Genomic DNA, 17,128 nt, shown 5'->3' with positions numbered 1-17,128 from the left:
AGCCGGCCATGACGCTCGAGCTCGACCGGCTGCACAAGACGTTCGACGATTTCGTTGCGCTCGATCGCATCTCGCTCAAGGTCGAAGGCAGCGAGTTCGTCTGCCTGCTCGGGCCGAGCGGCTGCGGCAAGACCACGCTTCTCCGCATCATCGCCGGCCTGCTGACCCAGGACAGTGGGCGGTTGCTGCTCGACGGCCAGGATCTCAGCGCGGTGCCGGCGCGCGAGCGCGGCTTCGGCATCGTGTTCCAGTCCTACTCGCTGTTTCCCAACATGACCGTGGCCGAGAACATCGGCTATGGCATGCGCATCCGGAAAGCGGAGCGCGGCAGGATCGCCGCGCGCGTCGCCGATCTGCTGGAGTTGATCAAGCTGCCGCATCTGGCCGATCGGCTGCCGTATCAGCTGTCCGGCGGACAGCAGCAGCGCGTCGCGCTGGCGCGGGCGGTGGCCGTCGATCCGCGGCTGATCCTGCTCGACGAGCCCCTGTCGGCGCTCGACGCCAAGGTGCGGGCCGACCTGCGGGTCGAGATTCGCGAGCTGCAGCGCCGGCTCGGCATCCCCACCATCATGGTCACCCACGACCAGGAGGAGGCGATGGTGCTGTCCGACCGGATCGTCTGCATGAATGCCGGCCGCATCGAGCAGGTCGGGAAGCCCGAGGCGCTCTATCTCAGGCCGGCGACGAAGTTCGTCGCCGACTTCATGGGCAGCAGCAACCTGCTGCCGACCGACTGGGTGCGCGACGCCATGCCGGCGCTGCTCGCCTCGCGTCCCGACGGCGACGATGCGGATTTCCTTGCCTGCCTGCGTCCCGAGCATGTGCGGCTTCAACCTCTCGCGTCGGGTGAGGCGAAGGTGGTCGACGTCACCTTCCTCGGCAACATCAGCCGCACCCGCGTCGCCTGGAAGGGGCGCGAGCTGATGGTGCAGACCGGCCCGATCGACGGCGTTGCGCCTGGAGCCGCGGTGGCCGTTTCCGCCGATGCCGCCGGCTGCGGCTGGGTGCGCGCGTGAGCATCGCCGCCGTCGAGGTCGCAGAGCGCGCCGGCTTTCGCCTGCGGCGGGCCGGCCATGATCGGGTGCTGATCGCGGCGGCGATTGCGCTGCCATGCCTCGCGCTGCTCATCTTCTTCGTCTTCCCGCTGGCGATGATGCTGTGGCGCAGCCTGGTCGCCGAGGACGGCAGCATCGGCTTTGCCAACTACATCGCGCTCGCGCGCACGCCCGGAATCATCAAGGCGACGCTCAACAGCCTGACGCTCGGGCTCGCCACGACGGCGGTCTGCCTCGTCCTCGGCTTCGTGCTCGCCTATACGATGACACGAACCCGCGTGCCCGGATCGCGCATCATCTCCGCGGTGCTGGCGCTGCCGATGCTGGCGCCGTCGCTGGTGCTCGGCCTCGGGCTGATCTTCCTGCTCGGGCGCAACGGCCTGATCAGCGGCATGCTGGGCAAGCGCATCGACATCTACGGCTTCCCGGGGCTGCTGATCGCCGACGTGCTCTACGCGCTGCCGCAGGCGGTGCTGATCCTGAAAGCCGCGCTCGCCCACGCCGATGCCCGCTATTACGACGCCGCCGAGGTGATGGGGGCCGGGCGCTGGCGGCAGTTTTTCGACATCACGCTGCCGAACGTGAAGTTCGGCCTGCTCAGTGCCGGCTTCGTCGTGTTCACCGTCACCATCACCGATTTCGGCAATGCTGCCGTCATCGGCGGCGACTATGCGGTGCTGGCGACCGAGATCTACAACCAGGTCACCGGGCAGATGAAGTTCGGCATCGGCGCCGTGGTGGGCCTCTTGCTGCTCGCGCCCACGGGGCTCGCCGTCTACATCGAGCGCGTGGCTGCGCAGCGCCAGTTCGGCGGCGGACCCGAGGGGGCTGTGCCGCCACAGCCGAGCTTCGTCCCCGCGCGCGACGTGCCGCTGGCAGTCGTCACCCTCCTTGCCACATTCTCCGTGCTCGCCGTCATCGGCGTCGTCGTCTATGCGAGCTTCATGCGGCTGTGGCCGTACCGGCTGACCTTCACGCTCAAGCACTACGATATCACGCTGAGCGGCGGCTATGCGCCGCTTTGGACCTCGCTGCTGGTCTCGGCGGTCGCCGCGGGCCTCGGCACCTTGCTGCTGTTCGCGCTGGTCTATGGCATTCGCCGGCTGCCGTCCTGGCCTGCCAAGCTCGTCTATCTCGTCGCCGTCATGCCGGTCGGCGTGCCCGGCCTCGTGCTCGGCCTGTCCTACATCTTCGCCTTCAACATCGCGGGATCGCCGCTGTCGGTGCTGTACGGCTCCACCTTGCTGCTCGCGCTGTGCAACTTCTATCACTACCACACCCAGGGTTTTCTCACGATGGTGACCGGCATGCGCGCCGTGCCGCCGGCGCTGGAGGAGGCCGCGACGTGTCTCGGCAGCGGAGCAGGGCAGGTGCTCGCCAATGTCATCATCCCCGTGATGTCGCCCACGCTGATCTCCGTGTTCTTCTTCCTGTTCATGCGCTCGATGGTGACGTTGTCGGCCGTCATCTTCCTGGTGACGCCGTCGCTCGGCATCGCCGCCGTCTCGGTGATGCGGCTCGACGAGGCCGGCTTCGTGTCGCAGGCCGCGGCGTTCTCGACCTGCATCATGGCGGTGGTCTGTGCGGCGGCGCTGGTGATGCAGCTGGCGTTGAAATGGCTGGCCGCGCGCGGCGGGCGCCGATGATGCTGCAGGAGGATCGCCACCAGCGCATCCGCGCGCTGCTCGCCACCGTCGGCCGCGCCACAACGGACCGTATCGCCACCGATCTCGGCGTCTCCCGCGAGACCGTGCGACGCGACGTGCTGGCGCTCGAGGCCCGCGGCGAGCTGCGCCGCGTCCATGGCGGCGTCGCTGCGATCGCGCCGGAGGCCGAGCCGCCGATCACCGTCCGCGCCCGCGTGCGTCTGGCCGAGAAGACACGCATCGCGCAGGCTGCGGCGCGCATGGTCAGCCCCGGCCAGACGCTGTTCCTCGACGTCGGCTCGACCGTCTCGATCCTCGCCCGCGAGCTCGCGACGTTGTCGGGGCTCACCATCGTCACCAACTCGTTCGAGGTCGCGACCATCATCGGCGGCTCCTCCGGCGAGCGCGGCAACCGCGTCATCGTGCTCGGCGGCGAGCTCGGCAGCACCCTGCCTGCGACGTTCGGCTCGACCACGGTCGCCGAGATCCAGCGCTGGCAGGCCGATGTCGCGCTGCTGTCGCCGGTCGGCATCGATCATCGCTATGGCGCCACCAGCTTCGACATCGAGGAAGCCAATGTCGCGCGCGCGATGGCGGCGGCCGCCAGGCGCGTGCTGATCCTCGCCGACCACAGCAAGATCGGCCAGACCAGCCGCGTCGCGTATCGCGCGCCGGACGGCATCGACAGCCTGATCACCGACGCGCGCGCCACCGATGCGCCTGCGCTCGGCGCGCTGCGCGGCGTCGTCGGCGAGGTCGTGATCGCCTGAGCTCGACGACGTCCGGCATGTTGCACTTGGCGGCAACGGCGCTAAGGTCGCGCGCCAAGCAACGCAATTCGAGGGACCATCGCCATGGCGCGCATTCGCTGCATTACCGAGATGGGCATGGGCGTCGACGTCCATGGCCGCGACGCCACCAAGGCGGCGAAGCGCGCGGTGTCGGATGCGATCCGCCATTCCAGCCTCGGCTTCTTCCGCATGGTCGGCAAGACGCCGCAGGACATGCTCGTCGACGTCACCGTCGCGGTTCCCAATCCGGAGGCCGTCGACACGGAAGCGGTCGCCAAGGAGTTGCCCTATGGCACGGTGACGGTCACCGCCGTGAAGGGCGGGCTGGAGATTCCCGCCGAGGCCGGCAGCGACGCCATCATCATCGCCAATGCCGCGGTGCTGGTGCATCTCGATGACGGCAAATGAGCGCGCGCATCAAGTGAGCGCGCGCATCATGGGCGTGTCGTTCTGATGTGAATGTCAAACAGCGGAGCATGTCGTCGCGATCCCGCGGTGCCAAGCGCACCCGGGTGATGTCCGAACGATGTCCCCCTGTCAAACAGAGGGCGCAGGGAAGACCGGGTATCCGCTGATACCCGCGGCCCCCGTGCGTGAAGACGTGCACGGGGCAGGAACCACAGGCTCAGCCGGACATTCCGGCCTTCCCTGCGCAACGGTTTTCCGACTTATACGTGCTCTCCCCGGGGAACGGCTGTCTTGCCCCCGTCACCGGCGGATCATCACCACCGGCTTGGCATCAGCACCGCGATGCCAGGACCACACGATTTCGCCGGCGCATCCCACCGTTCGTCCGCATGGCAAGCCACGCTGCGGTAGAACGCGCCCGTCGCATCACCGCCTCCACGTTCGTGACGATCGCGAAGCGCCCCTCATGGCGAGGCGGGACGGGCAGAGTGTTTCACAGATTCCGAAAAAACGAAAGCGAAATCTGTCGCGGCGTGACCTCGTCACCGCCAACGCGTTGATGGCATTGCTGGAAGACCATTCGCCGTGCGTTCGACGACAGCGACGCGGAGCGCGGTGAAAGCCCGCCGCGGTCGGTAAGCCGGTGCGTGAGTCGCCCGTCGGGCAGAGGTGGCGCAGCCCCAAGAGACTTGCGCGGTGGTGCTTCAGCTCGCCTCTGTTGCCGTTGATGATGGGCTGGACGGCTGAAGCATTGAACGGCACGCGGGCAGCGCAGGAGCGATAACCGGACTTGCCGGTCGCACAACCAAAAGAGGTATCAAAGAAAACACATTGGAGATAGGTTGATGCGGCAGGCTGTTGTCGTCTCCGAATTCGTTGCGGAAGGAGGCTAACTTGGGAAACCAGCCGCGTAGAGGGGGATCAACATGGCCACCATTACGATCGATGTCATCAACGAGAGCCTCGAGCCGCAGAACTTTTTCATCTTCGAGGAGCCGGCTGAGGATTCGGGTGAACCGCAGGTCTATTCGAACAGTCTCGATAGCGAGGCTTTGCTGCCCCATGCCACGTCGAACGCTCATGTCACATTTTTGATCCAGGAGTCCGACTGTCAGCCGGACACGATCTTCTACGTCCAGACCGGTAACTATCCCCCGGGAACCGTCGTGAACGCCACGGACGCGTCGATCAATGCGGCGGTGTGCGACGCGACGTCCGGATGCACGACGTTCAGCGTGACGTACAATGCTGATGGAAGCTGGACCGTACAGGCCATGGCTTCGCCAGGGGGAGTCGATGGTCAGCTCGATCTGCCCGAGCCGGATGAAGCACAAGTAAGGCCGTGTTGAGTCACCGGCCGCCCTCGCTGATCCACCGCGCCAGTCCCTCCGCCAGCCCGTCGAACATCGCGCGGATCGGGGCAGCGTCCTTCTGGTCCTCGTGCACGGCGAGCCAGCAGTCGAGCTCGAAGGCGACCTGGCCGGCGAGCACCGGGACCAGCGCCGGATTGCGCTTGGCCATGGCGATCTGCATGCCGCCGATGCCGAGGCCGGCTTCGATCGCCGTGACCTGGGCGACGTCGGAGTCGGTGCGGTAGGAGAAGAGCTCGCGTGAGATCGGCAGCTGTGAGCTGGCGACCGAGCGGGCCGAATGATCGTCGCGGTCGAAGCCGATGACGTGGTGGGCGGCGAGCGCCTCGATCGTGTCGGGCAGCCCGAAGCGGGCGATGTAGTCGCGATGCGCATAGAGGCCGAGCGGGACGCTGCCGATCCGGCGCGCGACGAGACCGTCCTGCTTCGGCCTGATCATCCGCACCGCGATGTCGGCGTCGCGCCGCAGCAGGTCGTCGGTGCGGTTGTTGAGCACGAGCTCGATGATGATCTCCGGACAGCGCTTGCGGATGCCGGCGAGGATCGTCGGCAGCACGAAGGTGCCGACGATCTCGCTCGCGGAGATCCTGACGACGCCGCGCGGCTGCCGCGCATCGCCTCCGCTCCTGGCCGCGCGCACCAGCGCCGCGAATGCCGCCTCCATCGCTTCCGCGTGCGGCACCAGTGCCGTCGCCGCTTCGGTCGGCAGCAGGCCGGCCTGGGAGCGGGTGAACAGGGCGACGCCGAGGCCGGCCTCGAGCTCGTCGATGTGGCGGCCGACGGTCGGCTGCGTCAGCCCGGTCGCCCGCGCTGCGGCCGACAGGCTGCCGCGCCTGATGACCGCGAGGAACGAGCGCAGCAGGCTCCAATCCGAGGGTTCAATCATACAGAAACGTATAGCATCTCAAGAATGATTGGCAATTTTCGTTTTGGGACGGCCGGGTCAGATTGCCGGGCACAGCAGGAGATTGACTCATGTCCCACGACACGAACATCCCGACCGCCTTGATCCTCGGCCTGACCGGTGCGATCGGCGGCGCCATTGCCAAGGCGCTGGCAAAGCGCGGCTTCGCCATCCGCGCGCTGACGCGCCGGCCACCGGCCGAGCGGAATTCGTTTGCCTTCCCGGTCGACTGGCGCGGTGGCGACGCGCGCGATGCGGCGTCGGTGCTGGCCGCGGCCGTGGGCGCGAGCCTGATCGTTCACGGCGTCAATCCGCCGGGCTATGCGCGCTGGCGCGAGGACGCGCTGCCGATGCTCGCCAACACCATCGCGGCGGCGAAGGCCGTCGGCGCGACGATCGTGTTTCCGGGCAATGTCTACGTCTACTCATCAGCATCGCCGGCGGTGGTCAGCGAGACCTCGCCGCGGCGGCCGACGACGCGGAAGGGCCAGGTGCGGCTGGAGATGGAGGAGATGCTGGAGCAGGCCGCGCGCGACCATGGCGTCCGCGTCATCGCCATCAGGGCGGGCGACTTCTTCGGCCCCGGTGTAACCAATTCCTGGTTCGCCCAGGCGCTGGCGAAGGGCGGCATGGCCGTGACCTCCGTGCAGCGCCTGACACGCCCCGGCATCGGCCATGCCTGGGCCTACGTCCCCGATCTCGCCGAAACCTTCGCGCGCCTGGTCGACATCCGCGCCGATCTGCCGGCCTGCACGATGCTGAACTTTGCCGGGCACTACGATGCGACCGGGCATGACATGACCGACGCCGTTCGCCGCGTCATCGGCCGGCCCGATCTGCCGGTGAAGCCGTTCCCCTGGATCATCCTCTGGCTCGCCGCGCCTTTCGTCGGCTTCATGCGCGAGGCGATCGAGATGCGCTGGCTGTGGAAACAGAGCCTCGCGCTCGACAACAGCGAGCTCGTCGGCCTGCTCGGGGTGGAGCCGCATACGCCGCTCAACGGCGCCGTCAAGGCGGCGCTCGCATCCAACCGCTGAACCCATTACCCCAAGAGGATCGATCCCATGACCACCGCAACGACTGCGGCGCCGATGGCGCGCGCCGACATGCTCACGCTCGTCCTGCTCGTCGCCGCGCAGGTCGTCCTGTTTCTCATCCCGCTGATCGTGCTCGGCCGCGCGATCGGCTGGCCGGCCAGCCTGCGCCTGCCGGCCGGCGAAGCGCTGCCGCTGATCGCGCGCCATGCGACGGCGGTGCAGATCGGCTACTGGGGCTATCTCCTGACCGCGACCGCGATGGTGCCGCTCGCGCTCGCCTTGCGCCATTTTGCGCAGGCGCACGGCGTTCGCGGCGGGTTACCCGACGTCATGGCGGCGATGGGCGTCGCTGCCGCCGTCCTCAAGACGCTCGGCATCGTGCGCTGGCTGATCGCGATGCCGAACCTCGCGATGCTCCATGCCGGCACCAACGATCCGATCATCCGGGCCGCCGTCGAGGTCGGGTACGTTGCGCTCAACGGCTATGCCGGCGCCGTCGGCGAACTGCTGGGCGTGCAACTGTTCTCCGGCATCTGGCTGATGCTGGTCGGCACGATGCTGCTGCGTGCGAAGCTTTGCGTCAACGGTCTCGCCGGCCTCGCCATCGGCACTGGCTTTGCAACGACGGCGCTGCGGACGTTCGTGCCGGCATTTGAGATACTTGGCGCCATCGTTCCGTCGCTGGCGCTGGGATGGTTCGTGGCGCTCGCCGTGACACTGGCGCGGTGCGCGCTCCCCGGAGGCTGAGACGCTCCCGTTGAGACGGCGAAGCCATACATGGGATAGCCAGCTAGGTTAGGATTGACGCCGGCGGTGAAACGACGGAAAGGCGCATCAACGTCCCAATCCAATTGGCTTGGGAGGCGCTAGGAGAGCGAAACGGTAGCCCATCAATCACGCAAATGATCGATGCGATTAGTCGATACCGCGCCGGTGAAAGAGTTACGGCACAGACAATGATTGAGTGCCGCGTCTTGGCGGCAAGGCCTGTCTAAGGTGATGTCGCTATGGCTGGTGTGTGGTAGGAGCTTTTGGACCTACCTCAATTCAGTAGCCGAGTTTCAGCCTCGGATCGACGGTGCCGCGTGTCCTCTTGAAGACGTCCGCAAACAAATCTTCCTTCTCGTCGGCGGGGTGAGCGTGTTCGATCGGACGCGTGGCCGGCTTCTTGCGTTTGGACCGCGCGTGCTCCGCAATGTGATAGGTCGTTTGCTCCGCCAGAGGTAGAATTTCGTTTGGTCTCTTTCTCTTGCGCATCGGAACCTCCTGGCAGAAAGAAGCGGTTTTGCAGGCCGACTGTACGTCTTGGAGTCTCGATCAACGCTGGGGTCGCAGGCCCTCACTCCACGGCATCCTTCTTCGCGATCCTATGCAGCTGCTCGAACAGATCGGCCTGCTCGCTCGTGCACAGGCAGACGCCCTGCGCGGAGTCCGCTTCGCCGGCGTTGAGGTAGGCGTGGCCCATGGTGCTGTCGAGATACATGCCGTCGCCTTCGTGCAGGATCTCCGGCGCGTAGAACTCGGTGTGGACGGCGATGGTGCCGCGGGTGACGAGAAAATACTCCTCGCCGCTGTGGCGGAGCAGGGGGCCGAACTCGTCGAGGGTGCGGGCGCGCACCTCGGTGATCATCGGCACCATGCGCTTGCCGATCAAATCGGTGCATTGATAGGTGTAGGTGTAGAACTTCGTGCTGACCACCTGGCCCTGGCCGGCGCGGCTGATGCTGCGGCGGGCCGTGACGGGACGCCCGGGCTCGGGGCGCGGCGCGGCCGGGCTGAACAGCTCGGCGATGTCCATCTGCAGGCCTGAGGTCAGCTGCAACAGCTTGTCGTAGGTCAGCGACATCAGGCCGTTCTCGACCTTGGACAAGGTCGACAGCGCCATGCCCGTCTTTTCCGCCACCTGCTTCAGGGTCAGGCCGCGCGCCTGCCGGGCCGCCTTCAGGCAGTGGCCGAGCTGGGAGTGGGGGCCTTCGGCGGCGGTCTCGCTGACGACGGTGTCGGTCACGGGGGGCTCCGGAAAATCCGTTAGCGGATCGGGTGGTCTTCGTGCGGCGGCGGTCGGGTAATGTCGCGCGAAAGTGGCTGATCGATCAATGGGCTGGACGTCCGGCCTCACGGTCATGCGTGACGCGCGGTGGAACATTGCGTTTTCAAGCCGTGCATTCGATTTCTTATGTGCTAAATAGTTTTCCGAAACGGAAAAGAGAAGCCCTGTGGAATCGATTTGCGACAAGACGGCCGGCGAACTGGTCAAGCTTCTGAAATCGAAGGCGATCTCGCCGGTCGCGCTGCTCGATTCGTGCCTGGAGCGGATCGCCGCGGTCAACCCGGCGGTCAATGCCGTGGTCACCCTGGACGAGCCGGGGGCCCGGGCTGCCGCCAAGCGGGCCGAGGCGGAGCTTGCCCGCGGCGAGGATAAAGGGACGCTGCACGGCCTGCCGGTGCTGATCAAGGACACCCAGGACACCGCCGGGATGCGCTCGACCTATGGCAGCCCGATCCTGGCCGACAACGTGCCCGCGATCGACCAGGCGTCGGTGGCGCGGCTGCGCGCGGCCGGCGCGATCATCTTCGGCAAGACCAACACGCCGGAATGGGCGGCTGGTGGCAACACCCGCAATCCCGTGTTCGGTGCCACCGGCAATCCGTTCGACACGTTGCGGTCGGCGGCCGGCTCCTCCGGCGGCTCGGCGGCGGCGCTGGCCTGCGGGATGGCGCCGCTCGCCTCGGGCTCGGACACCGGCGGCAGCTTGCGCAATCCGGCCGGCTTCTGCGGCATCGTCGGCATGCGTCCCTCCTACGGACTCGTCGCCAGCGAGAAGCGCGCCCATGGCTGGTCGTGCCTGTCGACCGACGGGCCGATGGCGCGCAATGTTGCGGATACGGCGCTGATGCTCTCGGTGATGGCGAGCGACGATGCGCGCGATCCGCTCGCCTATACGCTGCCGGGCGAGGCGGTGCGCGGTGCGCCTGCGCGCTGGGCGGTGCCGCCGCAGGTCAACTTGCACAAGCTCAAGCTCGCCTTCACCGAGGACTTCGGCTTTGCGCCGACGGAAGCGCTGATCCGCCGCGCCTTCCGCGCGCGCGTGACGCGCATCGCGCCGCTGTTTGCGGACGCCAGCGAAGCGACGCCCGATTGCAGCGGCGCCGACGAGACCTTTGCGGTGCTGCGCGCCTCGCTGTTCCTGACGCAGCATGGCAAGAATTATCGCGAACGCCCCGAGATGATCGGGCCGAACGTGCGTGCCAATGTCGAGGAGGGGCTGTCCTACAGCCTCGACGATTTCTCGCGCGCGAGCGCGAACCAGACCCGGATCTACCGGTCCTATCAGTCGTTCTTCGCTCAGCACGACGTGCTGATCAGCCCGACCATCACCTTGAGTCCGCGGCCGTGGTCGGAGCTGTATCCGGCCGAGATCGACGGCGTGCCGACCAAGTCCTATTTTCATTGGCTGGCGCTGGCCTATGCGGTGACGCTGGCGGGACATCCGGCCCTCAGCCTGCCGCTCGGCGTTGACGACAACGGGCTGCCGTTCGGATTGCAGATCATCGGTCCCCGTGGCGGCGATGCGCTGGTGCTCGGCGTGGCCGCGGCGCTGGAGCAGGCCTTTGCGGGTGACGCCGAGCTGCGCCGTCCGCAGCCGGATCTCGAGAAGCTCGCCGCGCTGCCGCCGCTGGCGCAGACGCCGGGATTCATGGCGTGGGATTGAGCCGCGCCGACATGATCAACATCTTCTGGAGCTAGCAATGTCCGACGCTTCCTCATGGCCGTTCTCGCTGGTGCGCCGCGCCGGCGGCCTTGTGTTCCTGTCGGGCGAGGTCCCGGTTGCCGATGACGGCAGCATTCCCGAGGGCATCACGGCGCAGACCGACCTCGTGTTCAAGCTGATCTCGGAGACGCTGGCCGCCGAGGGGCTGACGCTCGACGACGTCGTGTCCTGCATGGTGCATCTCGCCGACAAGGCCGACTTCGCCGAATACAACGCGGCCTATCGCAGGCATTTCAAGGATCCGCTGCCGGTGCGCACCACGGTGCAGGCGCAGATGATCGCGGATGTTCGGCTCGAGGTCACCGTCGTCGCGGCGGCGCGGACCTGATGGGAGTGATGACGATGCGGAGCGCTATCGTTCTCGGAGGTGGGATGGTCGGCGTCGGCACGGCGCTGCACCTGCAGAGCCGCGGCTGGTCGGTGGCGCTGGTCGATCGCCGCGAGCCGGGACGCGAGACCAGCTACGGCAATGCCGGCATCATCCAGAGCGAGGCCGTCCGGCCCTATGCGATGCCCTATGACATCGCCGGCGTGCTCGACATCGCGCTGGCGCGCACCAACGACGTGCACTACAGCCTTCCGGCCCTGCCGTATCACGTGAAGCCGCTGCTGCGTTACTGGTGGAATTCGTTCCCCGGCCGGCACGAGGTGCTGACGCGCACCTACGCGCAGCTGATCTCGCGCGCCGCGCCCGAGCACGAGCCGCTGATCACGGCCGCCGGCGCCGGCAATCTCGTGCGCCGCGACGGCTTTCGCGTGCTGCACCGGAACCAGGCGCAGTTCGACAAGGAGGCCAAGGAGGCCGAAGCGGTCGGCAAGGCGTTCGGCGTCAAGTTCAAGCTGCTCAGTGCAGCCGAGCTGGCCAAGGTCGAGCCCGGCCTGAACGAGAGCGGCATTGGCGGCCTGCATTGGCAGGAGCCGTGGACGGTGTCCGATCCGGGCAGCCTGGTGACCTCCTATGCGGATCTGTTCGTGAAGCGTGGCGGCAAGCTGCTGGTCGGCGATGCGACCACGCTGGCGCAACAGGGCAGCGGCTGGGCGGTGACGACCAGCGAAGGACGGATCGAGGCCGAGGCGGTCGTGGTCGCGCTGGGTCCGTGGTCGCCGGAATTCCTGAAGCGGTTCGGCATGGACATCCCGATGGTGCGCAAGCGCGGCTATCATCGGCACTACAGCGGCGGCGCGCCGCTCGACCTGCCGCTGCGCGATGCCGCGTTCGGCTATCTGATGAATCCGATGGCAAGGGGCGTGCGCATCACCACCGGCGCCGAGCTGTCGTCGCCGGATGCGAAGCTGACGCCGGTTCAGCTCGGCAAGGCCGAGGCCGCGGCACGCCAGCTGATCGATCTCGGCAAGCCGGTGGAGCCCGAGCCGTGGCTCGGCACACGGCCCTGCATGCCCGACATGCTGCCGGTCGTCGGACAGGCGGCGCGGCACAAGGGTCTCTGGCTGCATTTCGGCCACGGCCACCAGGGCTTTACCCTGGGACCGGCCACCGGCCGCATCCTCGCCGAGCTGATGAGCGGCGAGACGCCCAGCGTCGACGTCGCCGCCTGTGCGCCGGCGCGATTCGGGGCGTGAGCCGTCTGCCCTGCGACCGCAAGAGAGGGTGAGCCGGGAAGGCCGCAAGTGACGGCTGCAAAGCGCAGCCAGTCGTTTACCAAGCGCGCCTTTCCGGAGCCCGGAAAACCCCCGCTTCACCAATTCGCAAGCCCGCTCTCCTAGCGTGGCGGTGCCGGTTGGGGCCAGGACATTGGGGCGAACGCAGTTCGTGAGTTCTGCCGTTGGCCAGCGATCCGAACATCGTGTGGGGGAGCAGATGAACTTCGCGGGCCTAGCCTACCGCTTCATATCCAATTTCGTGTTTCTCGCGGCTGTCTTTCTCAGCCTGAACTACATCGAGAAATACCAGAACCGCGCCGTGCTGGCGCTGGTGGTGCTGATCTATGCCGGCATGCGCGCCGTGACGGTGGTGCGAACCTTCCACTTCTTCGGACGGATCGAAAAGATGGAATCCGACGTTCGCCGGCTGGCGGGCATGCTCGGCGAAGGGCCGGTCGCCCAGGTCGTCAGCAAGCAGGTGGTCGCCGACGTCGGCTCGCTGCGCAAGGACGGCGAGAAGAAGTCCTATATGGACCTGTTCTTCCTGGCCGCGGCCGTCATCCTCTGCGTCAGCAAGCTCATCTCGAACTGACGCGCGGGAGAATGCATCGGGCGTGAGGCCAGCCAGATTGCTCAATTGAAAAAGGGGCGCGTCAGCGCCCCGTTTTCGTTTCGAAGATCGTTGCTCTGATCTCAGCGCCGGCGCAGCGCCGCGAGGCGAACCGGGCGACCGGCCGGCTTGGTGGCGGCCTGGCCCTCGACCCGGACGACCTGATGCCGGCGGGCGGACAATGGTGCGGCGGGCGGCCAGGCGAACAGCTGGGCGGACGGAGCGGGAAGCGCGGGAGCCGTCGCGATTCGCGCCTTGACCGCAGGCCGCGGCCAGGACGGCTTCGGCAGGGTGCGTGCCGCCGCAGGCGGCAGGTCCAGATTGCCGAAATCGTCCAGCGTGGCACGGGCGCGCGTGTCGGCGCCGGCGAGGTTGGTTGGCGTGATGGCCGGCCAACGCGCCACCGGCGTCTCGTCCGACGGCCGGTGCACCAGCCAGTCCTCCGGCTCGGTCGGCGTTGCCGGCCGGTCCGGCGTCGCGGCGACGACATGCACGACGCGATAGTTCTTGGCCTTGAGATCGGCGAGGATCTTCGGCAGCGCTGCGACGGTGCGCGCCTGGATGTCGTGCAGCAGCAGGATGCCCTTGCCGCGCGCCTCCAGCCGCTTCATCGCGAGCTCATGGACCTTGGCGCCGGAGATGTTGCGCCAGTCGTCGGCCAGAAAGTCGGCGCTCCACACCTGCAGGCCGAGCGTCGCGGCGTAGCTCTCCACGGCGTCGCCGCGGAGCAGGCCGGGCACGCGGAAGAACGGCGACAGCGCGGAAGGGTCGGTCAGCGCGGCCTTGGTCCAGGCGATGCCCTGGTCGACCTCGGGCTGGACCTGCTCGAGCGTCATCTTGTTGAAGCTCAGCGGATGGTTCTGGCTGTGGGTGCCGACGGTGTGGCCGGCGGCCACGAGCTTGCGCACGCCTTCTGGGTCGGCCTTGGCCTGGCGCCCGATCGTGAAGAACGTCGCCTTGACGCATTCGTCGGCGAGGATCTGCAGCACCTGGTTGCTGTACTTGCGCAGCGGCCCGTCGTCGAAGGTGATGACCACCTCGTGATCGCGCAGCGGCAGCGTCTCCTTGTACTGCATGGCGCCGAGCCGCGGATGCTCGCGCGGATCGACCACCAGGACGCGTGATGTGCCGAGCGCGTTGGGGTGGCCAGGACAGTCGGCGGCCGATGCATCCGGGCTCGACGTGATCAGGGCGAGGGCGCCCAGCAGTGCTGCGAGCCATGTTGGCCGTCCGACGCAAGCCCACTCATGATCACGCATCACGCTGCTCACATTGTCTCTTTCTGCGGTGGCCGGCTTCTTCGGTCCACCTGCCTCATTGCCCCTATGAATCGCAGCCGCGCGGCCGGGGCAAGCGACCGCCAAGACATAGCAGGGATGTTGGCTCGTCGCGACATCGCATCACCCCGGGTTCCGGTTTGCCCGCGGCTGTTGCCGGATTGCAAGAGGCTGGAATGGCCGCGGCCGCAACGGTCAAGCGTAAACGACGGCCCTGAACGCCCGATTAACCACCTTCATGGGCCGTCTCCGGCGCGGGAGACGGCCGTTCGCTGTGCTGCTCGTTGTGCTTCTCCTCGGAAGGCACGACGTGCACCACGCGGTAGCCATGATCCTTCAAGTAGCGCAGGAAGGCCGGCAGCATTGCGACGGTGCGCGGCTGCGGGTCGTGCAGCAGGATGATGCCCTTGCGCGCCTGGTTGAGGCGGCTGGTCAGGAGCTTCAGCGTCTGCTGCGGCGACATCGGGTTCCAATCGCTGGCCCAGAGATCGGCGCCGAACACGGCGATGCCGCGCGACGCCAGCAGGTCGAGCGTGGCCGGCGTCGATTCGAAATAGGGGAAGCGGAAGAACGGCGTCGACGGCGTTGTCGTCTCGACGCCGTTGAGCGCCTTCTCGTCTGCGGCGATGCCGCGGTCGATCTCCTCGATGGCCTGCTCCGGCGTGATATGCGCGAGATGCGCATGCGTGTAGGTGTGATGGCCGATCGTGTGGCCTTCGGCCGCGATCTTCTGCACCAGCGCCGTGCGGCCCGAGGCCGGCTTGCCGACGAGGAAGAACGTCGCGCGCACGCATTCCTTGGCAAGCGCGGCGAGCACCTTGTTGGTCATCGGCGGCGAGGGTCCGTCGTCGAAGGTCAGCACCACCTCGCCGTCGTGCAGCGGCAGCGTCTCGGGGAAGCTCTTCAGGCCGATGCGCGGATGTTGCTTCGGGTCGACGGTGAGGATGCGCGAGGTGCCGAGCGTGTGCTCGCGCGGACAGTCGGCCGGCGCCGCGGCGGCGCCGTGTACCACGAGCAGCGCGGCCGCCCCGCCGGCTGCGTTTACCCATCGTGATGTCCATCGCGCCTGAGACATCTTTTCCCGTTGCGCTCGCAGTGACCGATTATGTAATGCGTCAAAGCACAAATCAGACCAGTTGTCTGAAGATGGCTTGGTGAGGCACGTCATGAACGAGACATTGGACGTTGCCCCTGCCGATGCAACTCTAGCCGATCGCGCGGCGATGCGCACCGAATCCGGCGAGATTCGCGCCGAATTCATCGCCGCCATGACCGCCGCCATCGCCGCCGAGGACGAGGCGTTCCTGCGCGCCGAGGTCGCCGAGCTGCACGAGGCGGATCTCGGCGACCTGATCGCCGCGCTTGCCCCCGACGACCGTGTCAGGCTGGTGGAGCTGACCGGCACCGATTTCGACTTTTCGGCGCTGAACGAGGTCGACGACGCCGTCCGCGAGGAGATCCTCGAGGAGCTGGAGCCGGCCACCGTCGCCGAAGGCGTCCGCGAGCTCGAATCCGACGACGCCGTCGAGCTGCTGGAGAGCCTCGACGAGGAGGACAAGGAGGAGATCCTCGAGCGCCTGCCGCCGTCCGAGCGCGACGTGCTGGCGCGCAGCCTCGACTATCCCGAGGGCTCGGCCGGCCGGCGCATGCAGAGCGAGTTCATCGCGGTTCCGCCGGCATGGACCGTCGGCCAGGCCATCGACTACATGCGCGAGACGCCGGATCTGCCCGAGCGGTTCTACGAGATCTATGCGGTCGATGAGGCGCGGCACTGGCAGGGTGCGGTCTCGCTCGACAAGCTGCTGCGCGCCCGCCGCCCGGTGCCGCTGGCCGAGCTGATCGACGAGGATCGTCGCCGCGTCACGGTCACCGACGATCTCGCCGAGGTGGCGCGGCTGTTCGGCAAGTACAATCTCGTGGCGGCCCCCGTGCTCGATGCCGACAACCGGCTGGTCGGCGTCATCACGATCGACGACGTCGTCGACGTGATCGAGGAGGAGGCGGACGAGGACTTCAAGGCGCTCGGCGGCGTGTCGGGCGACGAGGAGCTCTCGGACAGCGTCTGGACCATCGCCAAGGGCCGCTTCAACTGGCTGCTGATCAATCTCGCCACCGCGTTCCTCGCGTCCTCGGTGCTCGGCCTGTTCGAAGGCCAGCTGCAGCAGATGGTCGCGCTTGCCGTGCTCGCGCCGATCGTGGCGAGCCAGGGCGGCAATGCCGCGACCCAGACCATGACGGTCGCGGTGCGCGCGCTGGCGACGCGCGAGCTCGGGCCGAACAATGCGATGCGCGTCGTGATGCGCGAGGTGCTGGTAGGACTGGTGAATGGTCTCGCTTTCGCGCTGGTCACCGGCCTCGCCGCGTTCGCCTGGTTCAAGACGCCCGGGCTCGGCATCGTGATCGGGCTCGCGATGATCTCAAACCTGGTGGCCGGCGCGCTCGGTGGCATCCTGATCCCGATGGTGCTCGAGCGTGTCCGCGCCGACCCCGCGGTGGCGTCGGGAACCTTCGTCACCACGGTCACCGACGTGGTCGGTTTCTTCTCGTTTCTGGGCATCGCAACGCTCTGGTTCGGCTTGAAATAACCACAGCGCCTGAACGACTTATATCGTTAATCCGGCCTTAACGCAGCTCGGCGACACTCTCATCCGAGAC

At 67.3% G+C, this 17,128-nt stretch carries 17 protein-coding genes; 12 read left to right on the top strand and 5 right to left on the bottom strand.

Translation table 11 applies throughout. From position 1 onward, the window contains the following. Positions 1 to 8: 8 nt before the first annotated feature. The 5 genes from QXZ94_RS12340 (at position 9) to QXZ94_RS12320 (ending at position 5,249) form a co-directional block, all read left to right on the top strand. Positions 9 to 1,016, top strand: a complete 1,008-nt coding sequence (locus QXZ94_RS12340) for an ABC transporter ATP-binding protein (RefSeq protein ID WP_315720629.1) — start codon at positions 9 to 11, stop codon at positions 1,014 to 1,016. Beyond that, the gene (locus QXZ94_RS12335; RefSeq protein ID WP_315720628.1) at positions 1,013 to 2,701 is read left to right on the top strand and encodes an ABC transporter permease subunit; all 1,689 of its coding nucleotides are present in this window, start codon (positions 1,013 to 1,015) and stop codon (positions 2,699 to 2,701) included. Before QXZ94_RS12340 ends, QXZ94_RS12335 begins: the two co-directional genes overlap by 4 nt. Continuing rightward, on the top strand, positions 2,671 to 3,471 hold the full coding sequence (locus QXZ94_RS12330; RefSeq protein WP_315720627.1) for a DeoR/GlpR family DNA-binding transcription regulator: 801 nt from the start codon (positions 2,671 to 2,673) through the stop codon (positions 3,469 to 3,471). Before QXZ94_RS12335 ends, QXZ94_RS12330 begins: the two co-directional genes overlap by 31 nt. 84 nt (positions 3,472 to 3,555) lie before the next feature. Continuing rightward, the gene (locus tag QXZ94_RS12325) at positions 3,556 to 3,900 is read left to right on the top strand and encodes a Lin0512 family protein (RefSeq protein WP_172183789.1); all 345 of its coding nucleotides are present in this window, start codon (positions 3,556 to 3,558) and stop codon (positions 3,898 to 3,900) included. Positions 3,901 to 4,826: 926 nt separating this feature from the next. After that, on the top strand, positions 4,827 to 5,249 hold the full coding sequence (locus QXZ94_RS12320; RefSeq protein WP_315720626.1) for a hypothetical protein: 423 nt from the start codon (positions 4,827 to 4,829) through the stop codon (positions 5,247 to 5,249). A 1-nt stretch (position 5,250) separates the two neighbouring features. Here the strand turns inward: QXZ94_RS12320 and QXZ94_RS12315 are convergent, their stop codons facing one another. Next, a complete protein-coding gene (locus QXZ94_RS12315; protein WP_315720625.1) occupies positions 5,251 to 6,156 on the bottom strand; it encodes a LysR family transcriptional regulator in 906 nt (301 codons plus the stop codon). An 89-nt stretch (positions 6,157 to 6,245) separates the two neighbouring features. Here QXZ94_RS12315 and QXZ94_RS12310 point away from each other — a divergent pair, with 89 nt between their 5' ends. Together QXZ94_RS12310 and QXZ94_RS12305 are read left to right on the top strand one after the other, a co-directional pair. Then, positions 6,246 to 7,211 carry an NAD-dependent epimerase/dehydratase family protein gene (locus QXZ94_RS12310; protein WP_315720624.1) on the top strand — a complete coding sequence of 322 codons (966 nt, stop codon included), beginning with the start codon at positions 6,246 to 6,248 and terminating at the stop codon, positions 7,209 to 7,211. 27 nt (positions 7,212 to 7,238) lie between these two features. Continuing rightward, positions 7,239 to 7,958: a DUF4386 family protein gene (locus tag QXZ94_RS12305; RefSeq protein ID WP_315720623.1), complete on the top strand. Its 720-nt coding sequence runs from the start codon at positions 7,239 to 7,241 to the stop codon at positions 7,956 to 7,958. A gap of 300 nt (positions 7,959 to 8,258) precedes the next feature. On the opposite strand, the gene QXZ94_RS12300 is transcribed toward QXZ94_RS12305, so the two are convergent. After that, on the bottom strand, positions 8,259 to 8,468 hold the full coding sequence (locus tag QXZ94_RS12300; RefSeq protein ID WP_315720622.1) for a hypothetical protein: 210 nt from the start codon (positions 8,466 to 8,468) through the stop codon (positions 8,259 to 8,261). 82 nt (positions 8,469 to 8,550) lie between these two features. Next, positions 8,551 to 9,219: a helix-turn-helix domain-containing protein gene (locus QXZ94_RS12295; RefSeq protein ID WP_172113928.1), complete on the bottom strand. Its 669-nt coding sequence runs from the start codon at positions 9,217 to 9,219 to the stop codon at positions 8,551 to 8,553. 208 nt (positions 9,220 to 9,427) lie between these two features. On the opposite strand from QXZ94_RS12295, the gene QXZ94_RS12290 reads away from it, so the two are divergent. The 4 genes from QXZ94_RS12290 (at position 9,428) to QXZ94_RS12275 (ending at position 13,178) form a co-directional block, all read left to right on the top strand. Next, positions 9,428 to 10,924, top strand: a complete 1,497-nt coding sequence (locus QXZ94_RS12290; protein WP_315720621.1) for an amidase — start codon at positions 9,428 to 9,430, stop codon at positions 10,922 to 10,924. Positions 10,925 to 10,961: 37 nt separating this feature from the next. Continuing rightward, positions 10,962 to 11,312 (top strand): RidA family protein, encoded by a 351-nt coding sequence (locus QXZ94_RS12285; RefSeq protein ID WP_315720620.1) that lies wholly within the window; start codon positions 10,962 to 10,964, stop codon positions 11,310 to 11,312. 14 nt (positions 11,313 to 11,326) lie between these two features. Then, entirely contained in the window at positions 11,327 to 12,565 is a 1,239-nt protein-coding gene (locus QXZ94_RS12280; RefSeq protein WP_315720619.1) for an FAD-binding oxidoreductase, read from the top strand. A gap of 238 nt (positions 12,566 to 12,803) precedes the next feature. Next, positions 12,804 to 13,178, top strand: coding sequence for a hypothetical protein (locus tag QXZ94_RS12275; RefSeq protein WP_315720618.1), 375 nt, complete (start codon positions 12,804 to 12,806; stop codon positions 13,176 to 13,178). Positions 13,179 to 13,279: 101 nt separating this feature from the next. Here the strand turns inward: QXZ94_RS12275 and QXZ94_RS12270 are convergent, their stop codons facing one another. Together QXZ94_RS12270 and QXZ94_RS12265 are read right to left on the bottom strand one after the other, a co-directional pair. Then, entirely contained in the window at positions 13,280 to 14,455 is a 1,176-nt protein-coding gene (locus tag QXZ94_RS12270) for a polysaccharide deacetylase family protein (RefSeq protein ID WP_315720617.1), read from the bottom strand. Positions 14,456 to 14,699: 244 nt separating this feature from the next. Then, positions 14,700 to 15,548: a polysaccharide deacetylase family protein gene (locus QXZ94_RS12265; protein WP_315720616.1), complete on the bottom strand. Its 849-nt coding sequence runs from the start codon at positions 15,546 to 15,548 to the stop codon at positions 14,700 to 14,702. A 91-nt stretch (positions 15,549 to 15,639) separates the two neighbouring features. On the opposite strand from QXZ94_RS12265, the gene mgtE reads away from it, so the two are divergent. Further along, positions 15,640 to 17,058, top strand: a complete 1,419-nt coding sequence (gene mgtE / locus QXZ94_RS12260; protein WP_172113941.1) for a magnesium transporter — start codon at positions 15,640 to 15,642, stop codon at positions 17,056 to 17,058. The last annotated feature ends 70 nt before the right edge of the window (positions 17,059 to 17,128 follow it).

Origin of the sequence: Bradyrhizobium sp. SZCCHNS2022 (assembly GCF_032377575.1) — a bacterium.
Classification (GTDB): domain Bacteria; phylum Pseudomonadota; class Alphaproteobacteria; order Rhizobiales; family Xanthobacteraceae; genus Bradyrhizobium; species Bradyrhizobium aeschynomenes.
Note: the sequence above shows the minus strand (reverse complement) of the source record. Positions and strands in the feature narration are given on the sequence as shown.